Source organism: Candidatus Njordibacter sp. Uisw_058 (assembly GCF_047730065.1).
Lineage (GTDB): Bacteria > Pseudomonadota > Gammaproteobacteria > Pseudomonadales > Balneatricaceae > Njordibacter.
Window position 1 is genome coordinate 1285489 of sequence record NZ_CP159829.1, and the last position, 18119, is coordinate 1303607.

16 protein-coding genes are annotated in these 18119 nt (G+C 45.1%); 9 read left to right on the plus strand and 7 right to left on the minus strand.

The window, feature by feature from the left end:
* Positions 1–38 precede the first annotated feature (38 nt).
* From lpxK to murB, 4 genes are read left to right on the plus strand one after another with little or no spacing between them, the layout of a single operon-like run.
* Positions 39–1067, plus strand: coding sequence for a tetraacyldisaccharide 4'-kinase (gene lpxK, locus ABXT59_RS05965; RefSeq protein WP_443638290.1), 1029 nt, complete (start codon positions 39–41; stop codon positions 1065–1067).
* 13 nt (positions 1068–1080) lie between these two features.
* The gene (locus tag ABXT59_RS05970) at positions 1081–1263 is read left to right on the plus strand and encodes a Trm112 family protein (RefSeq protein ID WP_443638291.1); all 183 of its coding nucleotides are present in this window, start codon (positions 1081–1083) and stop codon (positions 1261–1263) included.
* Entirely contained in the window at positions 1263–2033 is a 771-nt protein-coding gene (kdsB, locus tag ABXT59_RS05975) for a 3-deoxy-manno-octulosonate cytidylyltransferase (RefSeq protein ID WP_443638292.1), read from the plus strand. The genes ABXT59_RS05970 and kdsB overlap by 1 nt, the downstream gene beginning before the upstream one ends.
* The gene (gene murB, locus ABXT59_RS05980) at positions 2033–3097 is read left to right on the plus strand and encodes a UDP-N-acetylmuramate dehydrogenase (protein WP_443638293.1); all 1065 of its coding nucleotides are present in this window, start codon (positions 2033–2035) and stop codon (positions 3095–3097) included. Before kdsB ends, murB begins: the two co-directional genes overlap by 1 nt.
* Position 3098: 1 nt before the next feature.
* On the opposite strand, the gene rne is transcribed toward murB, so the two are convergent.
* Both rne and ABXT59_RS05990 read right to left on the minus strand, forming a co-directional pair.
* Positions 3099–5993: a ribonuclease E gene (rne, locus tag ABXT59_RS05985; RefSeq protein WP_443638294.1), complete on the minus strand. Its 2895-nt coding sequence runs from the start codon at positions 5991–5993 to the stop codon at positions 3099–3101.
* A gap of 234 nt (positions 5994–6227) precedes the next feature.
* Entirely contained in the window at positions 6228–6449 is a 222-nt protein-coding gene (locus ABXT59_RS05990; RefSeq protein ID WP_443638295.1) for a hypothetical protein, read from the minus strand.
* 167 nt (positions 6450–6616) lie between these two features.
* Here ABXT59_RS05990 and rluC point away from each other — a divergent pair, with 167 nt between their 5' ends.
* The 3 genes from rluC (at position 6617) to ABXT59_RS06005 (ending at position 10469) form a co-directional block, all read left to right on the plus strand.
* Positions 6617–7582, plus strand: coding sequence for a 23S rRNA pseudouridine(955/2504/2580) synthase RluC (gene rluC / locus ABXT59_RS05995; RefSeq protein WP_443638296.1), 966 nt, complete (start codon positions 6617–6619; stop codon positions 7580–7582).
* Between the two features lie 87 nt (positions 7583–7669).
* Positions 7670–9283: an acyl-CoA synthetase gene (locus ABXT59_RS06000; protein ID WP_443638297.1), complete on the plus strand. Its 1614-nt coding sequence runs from the start codon at positions 7670–7672 to the stop codon at positions 9281–9283.
* A 79-nt stretch (positions 9284–9362) separates the two neighbouring features.
* On the plus strand, positions 9363–10469 hold the full coding sequence (locus ABXT59_RS06005; protein ID WP_443638298.1) for a hypothetical protein: 1107 nt from the start codon (positions 9363–9365) through the stop codon (positions 10467–10469).
* Positions 10470–10475: 6 nt separating this feature from the next.
* Here ABXT59_RS06005 and ABXT59_RS06010 read toward each other — a convergent pair whose 3' ends face one another.
* Positions 10476–10904: a MaoC family dehydratase gene (locus ABXT59_RS06010; protein ID WP_443638299.1), complete on the minus strand. Its 429-nt coding sequence runs from the start codon at positions 10902–10904 to the stop codon at positions 10476–10478.
* A 155-nt stretch (positions 10905–11059) separates the two neighbouring features.
* On the opposite strand from ABXT59_RS06010, the gene ABXT59_RS06015 reads away from it, so the two are divergent.
* On the plus strand, positions 11060–12823 hold the full coding sequence (locus tag ABXT59_RS06015; RefSeq protein WP_443638300.1) for an acyl-CoA dehydrogenase family protein: 1764 nt from the start codon (positions 11060–11062) through the stop codon (positions 12821–12823).
* Positions 12824–12942: 119 nt separating this feature from the next.
* On the opposite strand, the gene ABXT59_RS06020 is transcribed toward ABXT59_RS06015, so the two are convergent.
* Together ABXT59_RS06020 and yciH are read right to left on the minus strand one after the other, a co-directional pair.
* Positions 12943–14853: a prolyl oligopeptidase family serine peptidase gene (locus ABXT59_RS06020; RefSeq protein WP_443638301.1), complete on the minus strand. Its 1911-nt coding sequence runs from the start codon at positions 14851–14853 to the stop codon at positions 12943–12945.
* Between the two features lies 1 nt (position 14854).
* Entirely contained in the window at positions 14855–15178 is a 324-nt protein-coding gene (gene yciH / locus ABXT59_RS06025; RefSeq protein ID WP_443638302.1) for a stress response translation initiation inhibitor YciH, read from the minus strand.
* A gap of 319 nt (positions 15179–15497) precedes the next feature.
* Here yciH and ABXT59_RS06030 point away from each other — a divergent pair, with 319 nt between their 5' ends.
* Positions 15498–16220: a dienelactone hydrolase family protein gene (locus tag ABXT59_RS06030; protein WP_443638303.1), complete on the plus strand. Its 723-nt coding sequence runs from the start codon at positions 15498–15500 to the stop codon at positions 16218–16220.
* Positions 16221–16314: 94 nt separating this feature from the next.
* Here ABXT59_RS06030 and ABXT59_RS06035 read toward each other — a convergent pair whose 3' ends face one another.
* Positions 16315–17250: an FAD-binding protein gene (locus tag ABXT59_RS06035; protein ID WP_443638304.1), complete on the minus strand. Its 936-nt coding sequence runs from the start codon at positions 17248–17250 to the stop codon at positions 16315–16317.
* 10 nt (positions 17251–17260) lie between these two features.
* The gene (locus ABXT59_RS06040; protein WP_443638562.1) at positions 17261–18010 is read right to left on the minus strand and encodes an electron transfer flavoprotein subunit beta/FixA family protein; all 750 of its coding nucleotides are present in this window, start codon (positions 18008–18010) and stop codon (positions 17261–17263) included.
* Positions 18011–18119 lie beyond the last annotated feature (109 nt).

Below are 18119 nucleotides of genomic sequence, written 5' to 3' on the forward strand. Positions count from 1 at the left end.
CAAACGTTCACTAGGTGCAAGCGCAATATGGAACAAAGGTGACACAAAAGATACTCAACGCATGGTATAGGGGTGCCTGGTGGTTATATTTACTGCAACCTTTCTCTAGTCTGTATTTATGGCTCAGGACTTGGCACCTTGCAAGACAACCTAAGGTGGGGAAAAATCCGCTACCCTTAGTGGTGATCGGCAATATTACCATTGGTGGTACTGGTAAAACGCCATTAGTAGTGGCCTTAGTCGCAGCTTTAAAAAAGCAAGGATTGCGGTGTGCAATTATCAGCCGTGGGTATGGTGGTAAGATAGGAGCAGGACCTCATTGTGTGAGTGCAGGGGATAGTGCCCATATGGTGGGTGATGAACCTTTGTTATTGAGCCAGTTAACGCAGGTGCCTGTTGTTGTGGGATGGTGCCGTAAAACCAGTATTGCGTGGCTGGCAAAGCAGAAACAATTTGATTTAGTCATCAGTGATGACGGTTTGCAGCATAGTGCCATTAAAGGTGACGTAGAATGGTGCTTAATTGACGGCAAGCGTGGCCTTGGAAATGGTTTGTGTATCCCAGCAGGCCCCCTTAGAGAGCTGCCCATTAGGCTCACTCAGGTAGACCAGGTATTTATCACTGGGGTGGCCGATAGCAAAGTGGGCAAACAATTACAGCAACATATGCCAGATCAACTTGTGTGCAACATTGAACCTCAATTGGAGCGATTAAGGCGGGTGAGTGATGATGAAATTGTGCCTTGGCCTGATACCAATCAAATTATTGATGCGGTTGCTGCCATAGGACATCCTCAGCGTTTTTTTGATGACTTACGTGATCGTGGCTATGAGGTCCATGGCAAAGGCTATACTGACCATTATCTATTCAAAGCCCACGATTTAGCTCAATGTAGGCTGATCATGACAGCTAAAGATGCAGTTAAGTGTCGACAGTTAGCGCAAGGAACGAGTGACCAACCACCTAAGCAGTGGTTATATGCAACTCAATCATTAACCATAGCACCTGCGCAAATTGATGCGCTGTTATTAAAGTTAGGTTTAAAACCTAACCACACTAATCCATAAAATAAGGATCCCCATGGATAAGAAATTATTAGAAGTTCTCGCCTGCCCTGTGAGCCACGGCCAGCTATTTTATCATGCCCATACCAATGAACTATTTTGCCCAGCTAGTGGCTTAGCTTACCCTATTGATGCTGGCATCCCTGTTTTGTTAGAGGCTCAAGCAAGGCCACTTACAGATGAAGAGAAGCAAGCTTAATGGCATTTTCAGTGGTCATTCCTGCACGCTTTCAATCTAGTCGTTTACCAGGTAAACCGTTATTGGATCTCGGTGGTTTAAGTATGCTGCAACGAGTTTACCAGCAAGCATGCAAGAGTGATGCATCCCAAGTTTACATCGCTACAGACCATGCCGATATTTTGTACCATGCAAAGGAGTTCTGCGAGCAAGTGATCATGACGCGTCAAGATCACTCCACAGGCACTGATCGATTGCAAGAGGTTGCTCAATATTTGTCTTTGGCCGATGATCACATCATAGTTAATGTGCAAGGTGATGAACCATTTATACCCCCGAGTTTAATTAATCAAGTCGCCAGTAACCTGCAGTACCAGTCCCATGCGTCTATTGCTACTTTAGCTGAGGCCATAGACGATATTGAACAGGTGTTTGATGCTAATGCAGTCAAAATAGTTCGCAATGACGCTAATATGGCGATGTATTTCTCCCGAGCGCCTCTGCCTTGGGATAGAAAATGGAATCAAGTTGATGCTAAGCAAGCACAAAAAGATGTGTACTTACGTCACATTGGCCTCTACGCGTATCGGGTGGGATTTTTGCACCGTTATGTGAGTTGGCCACAGACGAATTATGAAAATATTGAGTGTCTTGAACAGCTTAGAGCTTTGCACTTCGGTGAAGGTATCCATGTGGACTTAGCGCCTGAGGGCATACCTGCTGGGATAGACACACCTGAAGATCTAATGCGAGTGCGCGCTTCTCTTAATGTAGCAGTGTTTGAATCTTAATGAATCTGCAATACGATGTTAGCCTTAAACCTTATAACACCCTCAGTTTAGATGTTAAAGCTGCCTATTTTGTCTGCATCAATGACCTGTATGATTTGGATGCTGTACGCAAATTTTGTCTTGATCAAAAGTGTCCGTGGCTACTCATAGGCGGTGGAAGTAACTTAGTATTAACCCAAGATTTTGAAGGGTTAGTAATGTTTATGTCCATGAATCAAGTATTCTGGCCAGTCGAGGCTGCATCAACTGAGCCAATGGATCATTTTACTGTAATTGTGCAAGCGGGTTATGATTGGGATCTTTTGGTTGCAGAGTCATTACTGAGAGGTGCTAGTGGGCTTGAAAATCTATCATTAATACCGGGGCAAGTCGGTGCCGCTCCGGTACAAAATATTGGCGCTTATGGGGTAGAGCTCAAGGACACTCTTGAAAGTGTTGAAGTGTTTGACTTTGATACGGGAAAAGCATTTACCCTGGCTGCGGTGGATTGCGAATTTGGTTACAGAGACAGTATATTTAAACGCCATCAATGTTGGATCATCACCCAAATCCAATTACGTTTAAGTCTTAATCATAAACCACAAGTTGGCTATGGCATTATTGCAGACACTATTAAAGTCCTGTCTGGTGAAGTAGCCGCTAAAGCGTCTCCCCAACAAGTAAGAGATGCAGTGATCCACATTCGCAGCGCTAAATTGCCAGATCCAAAAGATATCCCTAACGTTGGCAGCTTTTTTAAGAATCCTATCGTCAGCGATAGTAAAATGAAAACCTTAGCCCGTCAGTGGCCGGGACTTGTGGCATACGCAATAGGCTCTAATGAGCATAAGTTGGCAGCAGCTTGGTTAATTGACCAGTTAGGTTGGAAGGGTTTTGTACAAGGTGAAGTGGGCGTGCATGAGCATCAAGCGCTCGTATTGGTTGGTTCAGGTGTCGCTACAGGTAAGGAAATTTTGGATTTAGCTCAACGAATCAAAGCTGATGTGGCTGAAAATTTTGGTGTCATGTTAGAAGTAGAACCTCGGCTGTTTAACGGCCGAGGTGAATTTTACCTAGAACTATAGTCTAGCCCTCTTTAGCGGAAGCTTCCTCTGCCGCTGCTTTTTCACGGCGACGTTTCTCACGCGGATCGTTGTGGGCTCTTTGGCGAGATGAGCTAGGGGCAGCGTTTTCTCCATCACCGGTTGGCTTAACTTCTTCTAAGGCGTGGGCCGCCTTAGCCTCAAGAGGCTGCTCTGATATAGCAGTAGCGCTAGATTCTTTAACTGGTGTTGTAACCGACTCAGGATCTGATTCAGTAACTGGCGCAGCAACTTCAGCCTTGACTCGAGTTCTGCTCTTTACTTTGGTTGGAGCTTTAGTAGCCTCTACTTCAACTTGGTCAGTCACTCCTTCAATCACTGCTTCGGGAGTCAACTCCGTGACAACTTGTTGAGATGTACTAGTAGTTGCTTCCACAGCCACTTTAACGGCGACCTCTGGAGCATTCTCAACCGCATCACTAGTCTTATCTGTAGTGGTTTTTTCACTCAGGGTTTCAACTACTGCTTCGCTCGTTTTAGTTTCTTTAGGCTTACGTTCACGTGGTTTACGTTGACGCGGTTTTTTATCAGCAGTGTCTTTTTTGGTGGTTTCTTCTTTACTTGCCTCTTCTGCATCAGAATCAGTTTCATCGACCGTCACAGTTGGACTTTCAATCCCGACTTCAGCAACGACTTCAGGCTGAGCTACAATTTCAGTCGTCAAAAGCTCGACAGGAGCTTCGGTGCCATTCGTTTCTAAAGCTTGATCAACTGTTGATTCAAGTGTTGCTTTAGCGTTGCTACGCTTACCACTGCGATCACGACGACGTTTCTGATCACGACTGCGGTTAGCATTCGATTCATAAGCCTCCTCTGGTGCTGCAGGGGTTGGCATGACTGCGTCTAATGGTTCGACAGTTTTAGACTCTCGACTTTTATTGCGAGTCTCCTGGCGGCGATTATTGCGTTTTTCATCTGTGTTACGCTCATTCTTGCGCTCGGCATTACGACTGTCGTTGCGAGCATCTGCTGAACTCACTTCGCTCCGTTTCTCGTCTCTAGACTCATTACGTGGCTCATTGCGTCTATTGCCATTGCGACCACGACGTCGATCATCATTTTGATTACGGTTTTGAGTATTCCGAGCACTATTGCGCGAATCGTTGCGAGCAGATGTTGGTTTAGTTGGCGCTTTTGCGACGACCTCGTTCTTCGGTGCACCATTAATTAAACGACCTAGGGCACTGATAATGCGTGAGCCTAGACTCTCCGATGAAGCTCGCTTAACTGGAGTAATACTGGTCTTAACTGGGGCAGTTGACTCTTGCGCGGTGGGTTTTGCGACCTGAATACTTTGAACCGCTGGCTTTTCTGTGGCTAGAGGGGTCTTAGCATCAAATTCCTTTGCATCAAAGTGATGTTGAACTAAATCTATCTCGTAACTCGTTTCACTGGCTTGGGCGGCTTCATGGTCATCCCTAAGGCGGCTCACTTCAAAGTGTGGTGTATCCATTTGTGGGTTTGGAATGATCACAATGCGAACGCCCGCAGTTTTTTCAACTTCTAATATTTCGGCACGCTTCTCGTTGAGAAGGTAAGTCGCCATGTTGACTGGCAATACGACCCTAATTTCAGCGGAGCGATCTTTACTTGCCTCTTCGTTGATTAAACGAATGATCGACAGGGCTAGAGATGCTACATCACGAATACTGCCTTGACCACTGCAACGAGGACAAACGATGCCTGAAGTTTCCCCTAAAGATGGACGCAAACGCTGACGTGACATTTCCATTAAACCAAACCGAGAAATACGACCCACTTGCACACGCGCACGGTCAAGCTTGAGGCTGTCACGGAGTTTGTTTTCTACAGCACGTTGGTTGCGCATAGGCCCCATGTCGATAAAATCGATCACAACTAAACCACCCATGTCACGCAAGCGCAGCTGGCGGGCAATCTCCTCGGCTGCTTCTAGATTAGTGTTCAGCGCCGTTTCTTCAATGTCACTGCCTTTAGTCGCTCGAGCTGAGTTAATGTCTATTGAGACTAGAGCTTCAGTGGGATCAATAACAATGGCTCCACCGGAGGGCAGGGTCACCTCGCGTTGAAACGCAGTTTCTATTTGAGATTCAATCTGAAAACGATTAAACAAGGGGGTTTCCTGGTCGTACAGCTTGATCTTATTCTCATAGCTTGGCATCACTTGTTGCACAAAAGTTAACACGTCTTGGTAAACTTTAGGCTCATCAATTAGCACTTCACTGATGTCTGGACGCAAATAGTCGCGCATCGCACGGATAATGACATTACTTTCTTGGTAAATTAAGAAGGGGGCTGGGTGTTTGTCCGAAGCGACAGTAATAGAATCCCACAACTGCTGCAAGTAATCGAGGTCCCATTGGATGTCCTCAGCACTGCGGCCAATGCCAGCTGTGCGCACTATAACGCCCGATTCGGCAGGCACAGTCAATTGATTCATTACATCGCGCAACTGAGAGCGTTCTTCACCTTCAATGCGGCGAGAAATGCCACCTGCCCGAGGGTTATTGGGCATTAGTACCAAATAACGTCCAGCCAAGCTTATAAAAGTAGTTAACGCAGCGCCTTTATTACCGCGCTCTTCTTTGTCGATCTGAACAACAATTTCCTGGCCCTCTTTCACCAGTTCTCGGATACTAGAACGGCTACTTTGGGATTGGTCTTTGAAGTACTCTCGAGAGATTTCTTTGAGGGGTAAGAACCCATGGCGTTCGGAACCATAGTCTACGAACGCAGCTTCTAAGCTGGGTTCTACACGGGTAATCCGGCCACGGTATATATTGGCTTTCTTTTGTTCACGAGCGCCAGATTCAATATCTAGATCAAACATACGCTGGCCATCGACCAGAGCAACGCGCAACTCTTCAGAGTGAGTTGCATTAATAAGCATTCTTTTCATGGTGTTCAAATTTCTTGAAACCCATCTACCCAACGGCAATTAATATTTTGACGGGTGCACAAGAGTTCGTTAGAGCCCTAACGGTGGAGGAAACCATTACCTTCTCGGATAAATGTAAATTGAATTATGCAATTCACATTATGTTATTGGTCTGTTTTATTTAGCAATATCAATCATATAGGTTAACGTACAAGTTCACTCACCAGCAGCTCAAATCATATGAAAAGGCTCTGTTTATTCTATAGATTGGGACATTGCCCCTTTTGTGCCTACTTCAACACTGTCATCTTTGTTCAGACCGGTCCATGGGTAGGGTACATCTCCACCTAAACACCTAGCATAAATTAATTCGCCGTAACTGGGTAAAACGGGTTGTTTTACGTTAAATAACTGGGAATACCCCAAGTTACAGCCTATTTCATTTGGATTTTGAGGTGCTGAGTAATAATCAAGCATAACGTCAAAATCAACGGGCTGGGTTTGTCAGGCCCCACCTAAAATTGGTTAACTGAACTGGGCCATTATATTTGTGCCCACTGACTGTTTCAATGTCAGTTTCAGTGACCATATGTTACCATTTAAGGCCTTGTCCCGCAAATAATTAAGCCACTAGTTTAACGTTTATGCCACAAAAGCCAACCCCCCCACCCCCGTTGACTGCATCGGTTGTTAAATTCATTCCTATTGATGATGATAGGGCCGGGCAGCGTATCGATAATTTTCTCATGACCCAGCTCAAAGGGGCTCCTAAAAGCTTAATTTACCGCATTGTAAGAAAGGGGGAAGTACGGGTTAACAAAGGCCGTATTAAACCAGATTATAAACTCAAAACTGGTGACCTTGTGCGCGTGCCACCCGTTAAGTTACCAGCGCCAAATGCGCCGCCAGCGGTAGGCAAAGGCCTAGAAAAACAGTTACGTGAGGCCATTTTATACGAAAGTGCGGGTTTGCTGATTATCAATAAACCCCATGGTTTAGCAGTACATGGCGGTAGTGGCATCAACCTTGGTTTGATTGAAAGCTTGCGTCAATTATACCCAAGTGAGCGGTCTTTAGAACTCGTACACCGACTAGATAGAGATACTTCGGGCTGTATTATGGTGGCTAAAAAACGCTCCACTTTGAGAGCCATTCACGCCCAACTTAGAGAAGGTGGTATCGACAAGGTTTACCAAGCATTAGTCATTGGTGGCTGGCCCAGATCTTGTCAAAAAGTGGATGCCCCGTTAATGAAAAATGTGGTGCAGTCTGGTGAACGCATGGTGCGGGTAGCGCAGGACGGTAAACGCTGTATTACAAGCTATCGAGTGCTACAAAACTTAGGTCAATTCACCCTCATTGAGGCTAAACCCATAACGGGTAGAACCCACCAAATTCGGGTGCATTGCCAGCATATGGGGCATCCAATAGTGGGTGATCCTAAGTATGGTTTAGACGATGTTAATCTAATACAGCGACAGTTAGGGTTAAATAGACTATTTTTGCATGCTGCTCAGTTGCGTTTGGTCGACCCAAGTACGGATAAAAAAATCGATGTACGAGCGCCCTTAGATCAGCGGTTACAAAGCGCTGTTGACCGTTTGTGCTAAAATCAGACTAATGCGTACTGCGGCTGGCACTATTAATATTGTTTCGTTATGCTCCAGACCGTTTAGAAATCAAAGCAGGTGCCCTTTATGTATAACACTGATCTAGATAAAAATAAGGCCAACTTTCAAAGCCTATCACCTTTGTCGATGCTCAAACGCGCTGCACAGGTCTACCCAGCGGTCGAAGCCCAAGTATATGGTCAGATACGTCGCACTTGGTTGCAAACATATCAACGAGCCTGCGCTATGACTGATGCACTCAAAGGTAGGGGTGTAGGGCTTGGCGATACGATTTCTTTAGTCGCTCATAACGGTCCAGAATTATTTGAATCCCATTATTCAGTGCCCATGTCTGGGGCCGTGCTTAATGCTATCAACACCCGTTTAGACGCGAAAACGATTGCTTTTATTTTTGATCATGCTGAAACTAAAGTGGTGTTTGTAGACCGAGAGTTTTCTGAGACAGTGGCCTTAGCACTGACTTTGTGTCAGGTAAACCCATTGGTCGTAGACATAGATGACCCTACTTTTGGGGGCGGTCGGCTTATTGGGGAGTTGACTTATGAACAGCTTATTGGTGAAGGGGATCCGAACAGCCAGTGGCATATGCCAGCAGATGAGTGGCAGGCCATCAGTCTGAATTACACATCGGGTACCACAGGCAACCCCAAAGGAGTGGTTTACCATCACCGTGGGGCTTACTTAACAGCTATGAGCATGGCGTTTAGCTGGGATATGCCTAAGTACCCTAAATTTCTGACCGTAGTGCCTATGTTTCACTGTAATGGCTGGTGTTTCCCGTGGACCACAGCTTTAATGGCTGGAACTAATATTTTTATTAGACATTTGAAACCAGAAGTTCTACTTAAACTTATTAAGCAAGAGCAAGTAACGCATTTTGGTGGAGCACCGATCGTACTCAATATGCTTAATAACGCTGATGAAAAAGACAAAACTGGCATTACCCATCAGGTTAAAGTGATGACCGCGGGTGCAGCTCCTCCAGCAGCTGTTATTGAAGCGATGGAAAAATTAGGCTTTGATGTGACACATGTTTATGGCCTAACTGAAACTTATGGCGCTTGTGTGATTTGTGAGTGGCAGCCAGATTTGTGGGACCATTTGCCCAAGTCAAAGCAAGCGGCGTTAAAGGCTCGCCAGGGAGTAAGAAGCCCAGCACAAGAGGATCACTCGGTCATGGATACAGAATCGATGCGACCTGTCCCCAAAGATGGCGAAACGATTGGTGAAATTTGTTTACGTGGCAACATGGTTATGAAAGGTTACCTTAAAAACCCATCTGCAACAGCTGAAGCTTTTGTGGGTGGCTGGTTTCGCACTGGTGATTTGGCAGTTTGGCATGCCGATGGCTACATGGAAATTAAGGATCGAGCGAAAGATATTATTATTTCAGGAGGAGAAAATATTTCTTCAATCGAAATAGAGAGTGTACTCTACAGCCATCCAGCAGTTTTTGAAGCTGCTGTTGTGGCAAGGCCTGATGAGAAATGGGGAGAAACCCCATGCGCTTTTGTGACCTTAAAACCTGATACCGAAGCAACAGAAGTAGAACTGATTTCCTATTGTAGGGACAGTATGGCGCGCTTTAAAGTACCCAAACATGTTGTGTTTGGCTCCTTGCCAAAAACAGCGACAGGTAAAATACAAAAATTTGTACTGCGTAAAATGGTGCCTGTTTAGCTAAATTAGGGTAGAATTTTGTAGGTTTTAAAAAGATTAATTTTTGACCTATTATAACTCTCAGAGACAAATGTACCCAATGGACGATCAGATCGATAAAGTTAAGTTGCACAAAATTGCCAATGATCTCATGTCATCAGGCGAAAAGATCAGTGTGCAAGCTATTGCAGATATAATGCGTATTAAACCCTCTGAAGAATTAGGCAGGCAGCTAGAGCATTGGTGGATTAAGCAAGAAAGCAGAGTTGCTTTTCGCCGCACTATTCAGCCCAATAATCGCCCTGATATTCCAGAAACTGTGTATCAAACAGTGCAAATGATTTGGGATAATGCCCTTAGGGATGCTCGTTTAGAATTAGAACTCAATGCCAATAGTGACCGACTTGTTAATGCGACGGGCATTGCTCTGGAAGACGAAATTTATTTAGCTAAAGCTCAGTTAGAAGCAATTGAAGGTTCCAACCAGCGTTTGCGTGTGCAGTTAAAAGATAGCCAAAATAGTGTGAAGAAAATGGAAGCTGAGCGGGCCATGTTGCGCAGTAATCTACAGTCTGCTGAAAAAACCATTAGCTCCATGAAAAACGCTGTGTCTGAGGCGAAAAGTGAAATGCAGCGGGCCGTTTCAAGTAGTGATGAAGCTAAGAAACAGCTTGATAATCGCATGAAAGAAGAGACAACTCGGAACAATACAAATATCGGTAAATTAGAATCCAAGGCCAGTTATTATCGCCATCAACTGGATAAATTGAGGGATGATTGGGGCAAAAAAGAAGCCGGATTAAATTCTCAGGTTCAAGAATTGCAGGCTGTGGCAGCCAGGGGCACAGTGACCCAAGACACCCAGTTTAGTCAGATTCGTAGTCAGGATGAGGAATTGCGTAAATATAGAGGGGAGATTACTAATCAGTCTCGCCACATGTCACAATCTAATAGTCAAGCCTTAGCGTCGACCAATAGAGTAAAACGTTTGGAAGATGCTCTGCAACAACGTGAGTTTGATGTTAAAGAATTACAAAAGCGAGCGATGGTAGAAAAGTCTGATGCATCAAGGCGAGAGAAAGAACTGCGCAAATTAATCAAATCGCGAGAAGTTGAAGGTCTTGAAATTAATAATAACCTTTTGGGTCTGCAACGCACATTGATTGCCCGCGAGGAAGAAATTAGACGTCTAACTGCCAAATTATAATCAGCGTCAGCTTTTTTTGTCGACCATCATCGAAGCAGTTCCGTCCAAAACTAACTTGGTGTTTACAAAACATTGAGTATTCAGGCTCACTCTGCCAAGACGTTGATTAATATCCCTTACGGTCACTGTGGCCACCAGAGTATCGCCTATAAAGACAGGGGCCTTAAACTTAATCTGCTGTTCTAAATAAATACATCCTGGGCCTGGCAGTTGAGTACCTAACACCGTTGAAATTAAGCCTGCACTAAGCATACCGTGTGCAATGCGGGCCCTAAAGGGAGTTGTGGCGGCATATTCTGAGTCTAAGTGCACTGGGTTAGTGTCGCCAGTGAGCGCTGCAAAGGCGTCAATGTCCGTTTCTGTAATCGTTTTTTGATAGCTTGATTCCATACCTATGGTTAAATCTTCTAAATAATACCCATGTTGGTTATTCACATACTACTCCTTTAAAAGTTGCCTCGTGAGTTCTTAGTGGAACCCGTGGGTCAGCATGATAGGCATTATTTCGCTTGGCTACAAATGTCAGGCTAAAATTACCTTAATTATAATACACACCTTAAATTGCAACTGATTCAAAAAGAGCGCCTAACATGAGTGAATACCAAGCCCCCTTAGAAGAAATGAACTTTGTTGTTAATCGTTTGCTTGATTTACCTAATTTCGCCTTAGTGATTGACAACCAAGATGCCAACGAAGATTTGTTGCAGGCGGTGTTGACCGAAGCGGATAAGTTAGCTCACGAAGTATGGTCTCCCATCAACCACTTTGGTGATCAACAAGGAGTGACTTTAACAGAAGGCGGCGTTAAAACGGTCGAAGGTTTTAAGGAAGCTTATCAAGCATACGCTCAAGGGGGCTGGAATAGCCTCTACTTTGATCCACAATATGGTGGGCAAGGGTTACCGTTCACTTTTTCTATGCCCGTGTCAGAAATGATGAATGCGGCTAACATGGCACTTGCACTTTGCCCCATGTTAACTGCAGGAGCTACGGAAGCAATCGCTGCCCATGGCAGTGATAGTTTGAAAGATATTTACCTTGGTAAAATGATTAGCGGTGAATGGACTGGCACCATGAACCTCACTGAACCTCATGCAGGCACAGATTTGGCTGTCATTACCACCACAGCAACTCCTGATGGAGATCACTTTCGAGTTAAAGGCCAAAAGATTTATATCACTTGGGGCGACCACAGTATGACTGAGAATATCATTCATTTAGTGCTGGCTAAATTGCCAAACGCGCCCGACGGTGTCAAAGGCATTTCCTTATTTCTTGTGCCTAAGTTCTTAGTCAATGCAGATGGCAGTTTAGGTGAGCACAATGATGTTTATGCCATTAATGTAGAGCACAAAATGGGTATCCATGGCAGTCCAACATGTGTCATGAGTTACGGTGATAACGAAGGGGCTGTTGGCTATTTAGTGGGTCAACCCCATCAGGGTTTAGCCGCCATGTTTACCATGATGAACAATGAACGCTTACTCGTTGGTTTACAAGGTGTAAGCTTGTCAGATCGAGCCTATCAAGGAGCTCTTGAATATGCTCATGATCGCATACAGTGCGCTGCTCCTGGCACTAAGGAACGTGGTGCTATAATTCACCATCCAGATGTGCGCCGCATGTTAATGACGATGCGCAGTTTGACCGAAGCTTGCCGAGCCATTGCCTATGTTAATGCCGCCCAGATCGATTTAAGCCAGCTGTCATCGGATGCAGCCACTAGAGGCTTAGCTCACAAGCGTGTCGGGTTACTTATTCCTATTGTAAAAGGATGGTGTACTGAAATTTCGCAAGAATTGACTTCTCTGGGTGTACAGATACATGGGGGCATGGGTTTCATTGAAGAGACAGGAGCAGCACAACACCAAAGGGATGCTCGTATACTCACCATTTATGAGGGTACGACTGGTATTCAGGCATTAGACTTAGCGGGCAGAAAAACCCTCTACGACCAAGGTGAAGCAATGGCAGATCTAGTGCAACAAATGCGTGATGATTTGAGCTTACATGGTCATGCTGTAACTAAGTCACACCAGTCTGCTATGGCTGAAGCCATCAATGGTCTTGAATCGAGTTACCAAACTCTTCTGAAACAAGCCCCCAACGATGTTATGTTTGCTGGAGCAATCAGTTTTGATCTCTTAATGTTGAGTGGTTATGTGTGTGGGGCATGGCAAATGATCCGCAGCGCCAGTTTAGTCGCGCAGGAAGACAATGAGAGCTTCAAGACCAATAAATTAGTTACTGTGGCCTATTACTTAGACCATATCCTGCCTCGCTTTGAGTCGCACCGCCGTTCTATTTTAGCCGGTAGTCAAAGTGTAATGGCCATCGCAGCGGGAGACCTTTAATCGGTTTTGATTGAGTTCGTTAAATTCAATATTTGTTGAATTATCCTAACCCTTCCTAGCCCATCCTAATCATGGCTGATTCTTTTTTGGTTCTATAACAAACTTGAAATAACAGTCTTTTAGTTTGGGTTGTTGTCAGCTCCTAAGTGAAACACCTGTTGGTAAAAAGCCAGTTCAGCCTCCATGGCCTGTATGATATTTTTGGCCTTTCTAAAACCGTGACCTTCATCTGCAAAGGTGACGTGTGCCACCTTAATGCCTTTTGATCTGAGTAACTCAACCATCATTTCAGCTTGATTGGGAGGTACAACTTTATCTTCTAGACCCTGTAAAAAGATCACAGGGCAGTTGAGACCTTCTGCATGGTGAATAGGCGAGCGTGCGATATAGATGTCTTTTCGTTCGGGGTAAGGACCAATAAGACTGTCAAGATAACGGGACTCAAATTTATGCGTATCAGTTGCTAGGGTTTCTAGGTCTCCAATGCCATAGAGACTGGCTCCTGCTTTGAATGTATCAGTAAAGGTGAGGGCGGAGAGCACTGTGTACCCGCCAGCGCTGCCACCACGAATGAGACAACGCTGCGCATCTATTTTTTGTTGTTGAGCCAAATAGTGGACAGCATTTTGAGTGTCTTCAACATCGGCTAAACCCCATGCGCTCCCCAAAGCTTGGCGATAAGTTCGTCCAAAACCAGTACTGCCACGATAGTTGATATCCACAACAGCAAAGCCACGACTAGTCCAATACTGTAATTTCAGGTTTAAACCACTGTCAGTTGCACCTGTGGGGCCACCATGACACATCACAATAACAGGAGGAAGTTCGTTAGCTTGGCCACAATAGGAGGCGCTGGTGGGATGGTAGAAGAACGCATGCACCATTTGGTGATTGCCACTTGGGAAAAAAATCGATGTGGGTTGAGCAAGATTAGTTGTTTCTACATCTAAAGTTGCTGGAGCATAAATAGAGGTAATAACGGCTTCTTGATCGATGCTGATGAGTTGATTAGGCAAAGCTGCAGCACCTGCAATGGTGTACAAACAGCCTTGGTGGCAGGTGAGTGCGTGCATGCTGCTGTAAGGGCTTATAATTGGACTTAACTGCGCCGTTGCAATGTCAATAAAACCACTATGCCAAAGGCCTTTATCGGTCCATAAGCAAGCAATGGTGTTGGTATCGATAAAATCATAGGTCGCCATGCCAAACTGCCATAAGGGTGTGGCAAACTCGCCATCTAGGGCTAATACTGGCATGTTTTTAGAACCATCAAAACGGTAAATATTCCACCAATTCGTTTTGTCAGACACAAAATACAGATTATTATCAGGTGACCAATGAGGCTGAAAGATAGCCTCATCACCCTGACTTCCAGCGATGACTCTTGGCTTGCTAATACCTGTTTGGCTCAGGTTAGCCAAGCATAATTCACTGCTATCCCAGGGCATATTAGGGTGTGACCACTGGATCCAGCAAAGTCTTGTTTGATCTGGACTTAGGCGCGGGTAAGCATAAAAATCAGCCCCAGACTGTAATTTTTTAATGCTCGCCTGGTCATCGTTTAAGGCGATAGTAACCAAATAATTTTCAGCTTCTTGTTGGTCCTGATGTTCTTCACAGACCGCGATTAGGCGCTGGTGTTGAGCATCGACAATAAGGTCTGCAAAGCGCCATGGACCCTTTTGGGTAATGGCTATTGGTGTACCCAGTGTATCAAGGTGTTGACGGTAAATACGCTGGTCTGCGGCATTAACAAAGTATAAATAAGCGTCATGAATTGTATAAGCCATACCTCCATACTCGTGCACACTGCTGTGATGACTAAAAGGGCTGGGCAGTAGGTCAATAATTTTGTCCTGCTCATTACGCTGCATAATCACGCAGCGGCCAGCATCCCAGGGCCGGCTTTCAACCCAATATAGACACTGTTCATGAGATTGTACAAAATTTAAACTAGGCGCGGCGCGAGTAATCAATTCGGCACTAATTGGAGATGGCCAACTGCCATAGGCTTTTGGAATTGGAGACATCTTATCCTCCTGCCAGTTTGACCTGATGGCCACGTTTCTCTAGCTCAGTTTTGAGGATCTGACGATGATCACCTTGAATTTCAATCACCCCATCCTTGACTGTGCCGCCGGTAGAGCAAGTCTGCTTAAGTAGTTTGGCTAAGGTTTTTAACTCGGCTGCAGCTAGATTGACGCCAGACACAGTAGTCACCCCTTTGCCTTTACGACCTTTAGTTTCGCGGCGGATACGCACGAGCCCATCAGTCTTGACAGACTTTTGGGTGGTAGGCTGTTTTATGCGCCCGACGTCGGTCGAATAAACCAGATGCGACGTTTTATTGTGCATAAACTGCCTTATTAAATAGTGAAAGCTAAAATCCTTAATGGTATCAATAAAGCTACTCGGTATAAAGCAAATCGGTACAAAGTGGCTTTTGTATTTTTTAGACTCAAGTGGCACTGACTTGTAAACAGTGTTTTATTGTCTTAGTCGGTTTTAGTAGGTTTTAATAAACTACATAAGGCGCAGACAATATGGCTAGACGTTGCAGCACAAAAATATGGTAATCTATTTAAAAGGGTGACTTCTCGCTCGACCATATGTTCACAATAAGCCCTGTACTGCGGGAGTGGTAATGACAGTTAAGTGTTTTACAAAGAGTTTAATGGCCATTTTCATTCCAATATTAATGGTTTTTTCTACAGCGCATGCAAGCGACTTACATTACTCCGTGGGAGCTCAAGATTTCAAAGGCCACATCGCTAAGCCTAAAGGCAAGACCTTGGGTAAAGTGTTTATTATTCATGATTGGAATGGCTTAAATCAGTATGAAATAATGCGTGCTGAAAAGTTAGCCGCATTAGGTTACGAAGCTGTAGCTCTAGACTTGTTTGGTGTGGATGCCACCTTAGAAGGCTTTGAGGATTATAAACGCGAGGCAGGTGCTCTTTATGCTGATAGGCAAAAGTTTCAGGCAAGAATTTTAGCTGCCGTTACGGCGGCATCTGAAAGTTCAGCAGATGACGTGGCAGAATTTTTGATGGGTTACTGTTTTGGTGGAGCCGCAGTCTTGGAAGGTGCTCGTATGGGCTTGGATATAGACGGCTTTGTTAGTTTTCACGGTGGTTTGGAGACGCCAGAAGGCCAAGATTACACCCGAACCAAAGCCCCAGTTTTATTACTCCACGGATCAGCTGACCCTGTTTCTGGAATGAACAGTTTGGCTTCTGTACTTCAGCAAATGCAAGCTGCTGAAATCTCCCACGACGCAGAGGTTTATGGGGGTGCACGCCATTCATTTACAGTGCCAGGATCAAGAGATTACCACAGCGCTGCCGATGAAAAATCCTGGCAAGCCCTGTTGAGGTTTCTCAAGGAACATCAATAATTAGGATATATAAGCCCAGTGTAAACTGGGCTTTTAAGGGTCTTATCACCGCTACATAAGAGGCATTAACCGCACTATATAAAAATTGATTGAGTTAGTCTGATAAGGCTTCATCAAGTGCTGGAACGGCCTCAAATAAATCCGCTACTAAACCGTAGTCAGCCACCTGAAAAATAGGCGCTTCAGAATCTTTGTTGATGGCAACGATCGTTTTAGAGTCCTTCATGCCCGCTAAATGCTGAATGGCACCCGACAAGCCAACTGCAATGTATAGGTCTGGAGCAATCACTTTACCTGTTTGGCCTACTTGGTAGTCGTTGGGCACAAAACCAGCATCGACCGCGGCACGAGATGCGCCCACGGCAGCCCCTAGTTTGTCAGCAACGCTTTCCAACATTTGAAAATTTTCACCATTTTGCATACCACGACCACCAGAAATGACGATGGCTGCAGAAGTCAGCTCCACACGCTCGGTTTTTGAAGACGATAAGCCAATAAAACGAGAAAGACCAGAATCAGGGCTGGCACTTACCGTTTCAATTGGAGCAGAACCACCACTTTCAGCGGCAGCGTCAAACTTGGTAATACGCACAGTGATTAACTTGATACTGTCGCTTGACTGTATTTTAGCCAAAGCATTACCCGCATAAACGGGGCGCACAAATGTATCGGCTGAGATCACTTCACTGATTTCAGAAATTTGACTGACATCTAATAACGCCGCAGCACGAGGCATGAAATTTTTACCAAAGGTGGTGGCAGCGCAGAGAACGTGAGTATAATCCTGAGCAAGAGAAACCACTAAGTTCGCCATGTTTTCTGCTAATAGACCTTCTAGGCTGGCGTCATTGGCAACAAGCACACGGTTTATCCCCATTATTTGAGAGGCGACCTGTGTTGCTGCCTCACAGCCGTGGCCAGCAATCAATAAGTCAATCTCACCACCGATCTGTTGGGCCGCTGTCACAGTGTGAAGGGTGGCAGCAACCAAGTTGGCGTTGTCATGTTCTGCAATCACTAAAATACTCATAATCAACTCCTTAAATAACCTTGGCTTCGTTGCGCAACTTTTCTACCAATTCACCCACTGTTTCAACGATAATCCCCGCTGCTCGGGCAGGCGGTTCCATCACTTCAAGAGTCGTCAGGCGATTAGCTGTGTCTAAGCCTAAGTCTGCTAGTTCGATCTTATCAAGTGGCTTACGCTTGGCTTTCATGACATTGGGTAAAGACGCATAACGTGGCTCATTTAAGCGCAGGTCTGCAGAGATTACCGCAGGCATATTAACGTTAATAACTTCGATACCGGCGTCCACTTCACGCGTCACTTGAGCCGTACCATCAACAAGTTCTAGTTTTGAGGCAAAAGTGGCTTGTGGCCAATCTAGCAGGGCAGAAAGCATCTGCCCAGTTTGGTTACACTCGTCATCAATGGCCTGTTTGCCCACCAAAACCAAATCGGGATTTTCTTTTTCGACAATGGCCTTAATCACCTTAGCAAGAGCCAATGGCTCTAAAACTTCTTCAGTAAGCACCAAAATAGCACGATCGGCGCCAAGTGCTAGAGCGTTACGGAGGGTTTCTTCAGACTTGGCCGCACCAATAGAGAGAGCCACCACTTCCTCAATGGCACCAGATTCACGCAGGCGAATAGCTTCTTCAACCGCATTTTCACAAAATGGATTCATGGTCATCTTGGCATTCGTTAGGTCGATACCTGATTTGTCTGCCTTAACACGGGCCTTAACCTGAGGGTCTAACACACGTTTTATGCCAACTAAAACTTTCATGGACATGATCTCTCTTAAATATAAATATTAAGTATAAGTATAAATTCAAATTCTAGAGCTAGCTTTTGCTAACACTAATGAAAGCAGGAAGTTTAAACCTGCTCACCAA

Coding starts and splice junctions, on each gene's coding strand:
- ABXT59_RS05970 (WP_443638291.1), top strand. CDS start 1,081: ATGGATAAGAAATTATTAGAAGTTCTCGCCTGCCCTGTGAGCCACGGC.
- kdsB (WP_443638292.1), top strand. CDS start 1,263: ATGGCATTTTCAGTGGTCATTCCTGCACGCTTTCAATCTAGTCGTTTA.
- murB (WP_443638293.1), top strand. CDS start 2,033: ATGAATCTGCAATACGATGTTAGCCTTAAACCTTATAACACCCTCAGT.
- rne (WP_443638294.1), bottom strand. CDS start 5,993: ATGAAAAGAATGCTTATTAATGCAACTCACTCTGAAGAGTTGCGCGTT.
- ABXT59_RS05990 (WP_443638295.1), bottom strand. CDS start 6,449: ATGCTTGATTATTACTCAGCACCTCAAAATCCAAATGAAATAGGCTGT.
- rluC (WP_443638296.1), top strand. CDS start 6,617: ATGCCACAAAAGCCAACCCCCCCACCCCCGTTGACTGCATCGGTTGTT.
- ABXT59_RS06000 (WP_443638297.1), top strand. CDS start 7,670: ATGTATAACACTGATCTAGATAAAAATAAGGCCAACTTTCAAAGCCTA.
- ABXT59_RS06005 (WP_443638298.1), top strand. CDS start 9,363: ATGGACGATCAGATCGATAAAGTTAAGTTGCACAAAATTGCCAATGAT.
- ABXT59_RS06015 (WP_443638300.1), top strand. CDS start 11,060: ATGAGTGAATACCAAGCCCCCTTAGAAGAAATGAACTTTGTTGTTAAT.
- ABXT59_RS06020 (WP_443638301.1), bottom strand. CDS start 14,853: ATGTCTCCAATTCCAAAAGCCTATGGCAGTTGGCCATCTCCAATTAGT.
- yciH (WP_443638302.1), bottom strand. CDS start 15,178: ATGCACAATAAAACGTCGCATCTGGTTTATTCGACCGACGTCGGGCGC.
- ABXT59_RS06030 (WP_443638303.1), top strand. CDS start 15,498: ATGGCCATTTTCATTCCAATATTAATGGTTTTTTCTACAGCGCATGCA.
- ABXT59_RS06035 (WP_443638304.1), bottom strand. CDS start 17,250: ATGAGTATTTTAGTGATTGCAGAACATGACAACGCCAACTTGGTTGCT.
- ABXT59_RS06040 (WP_443638562.1), bottom strand. CDS start 18,010: ATGAAAGTTTTAGTTGGCATAAAACGTGTGTTAGACCCTCAGGTTAAG.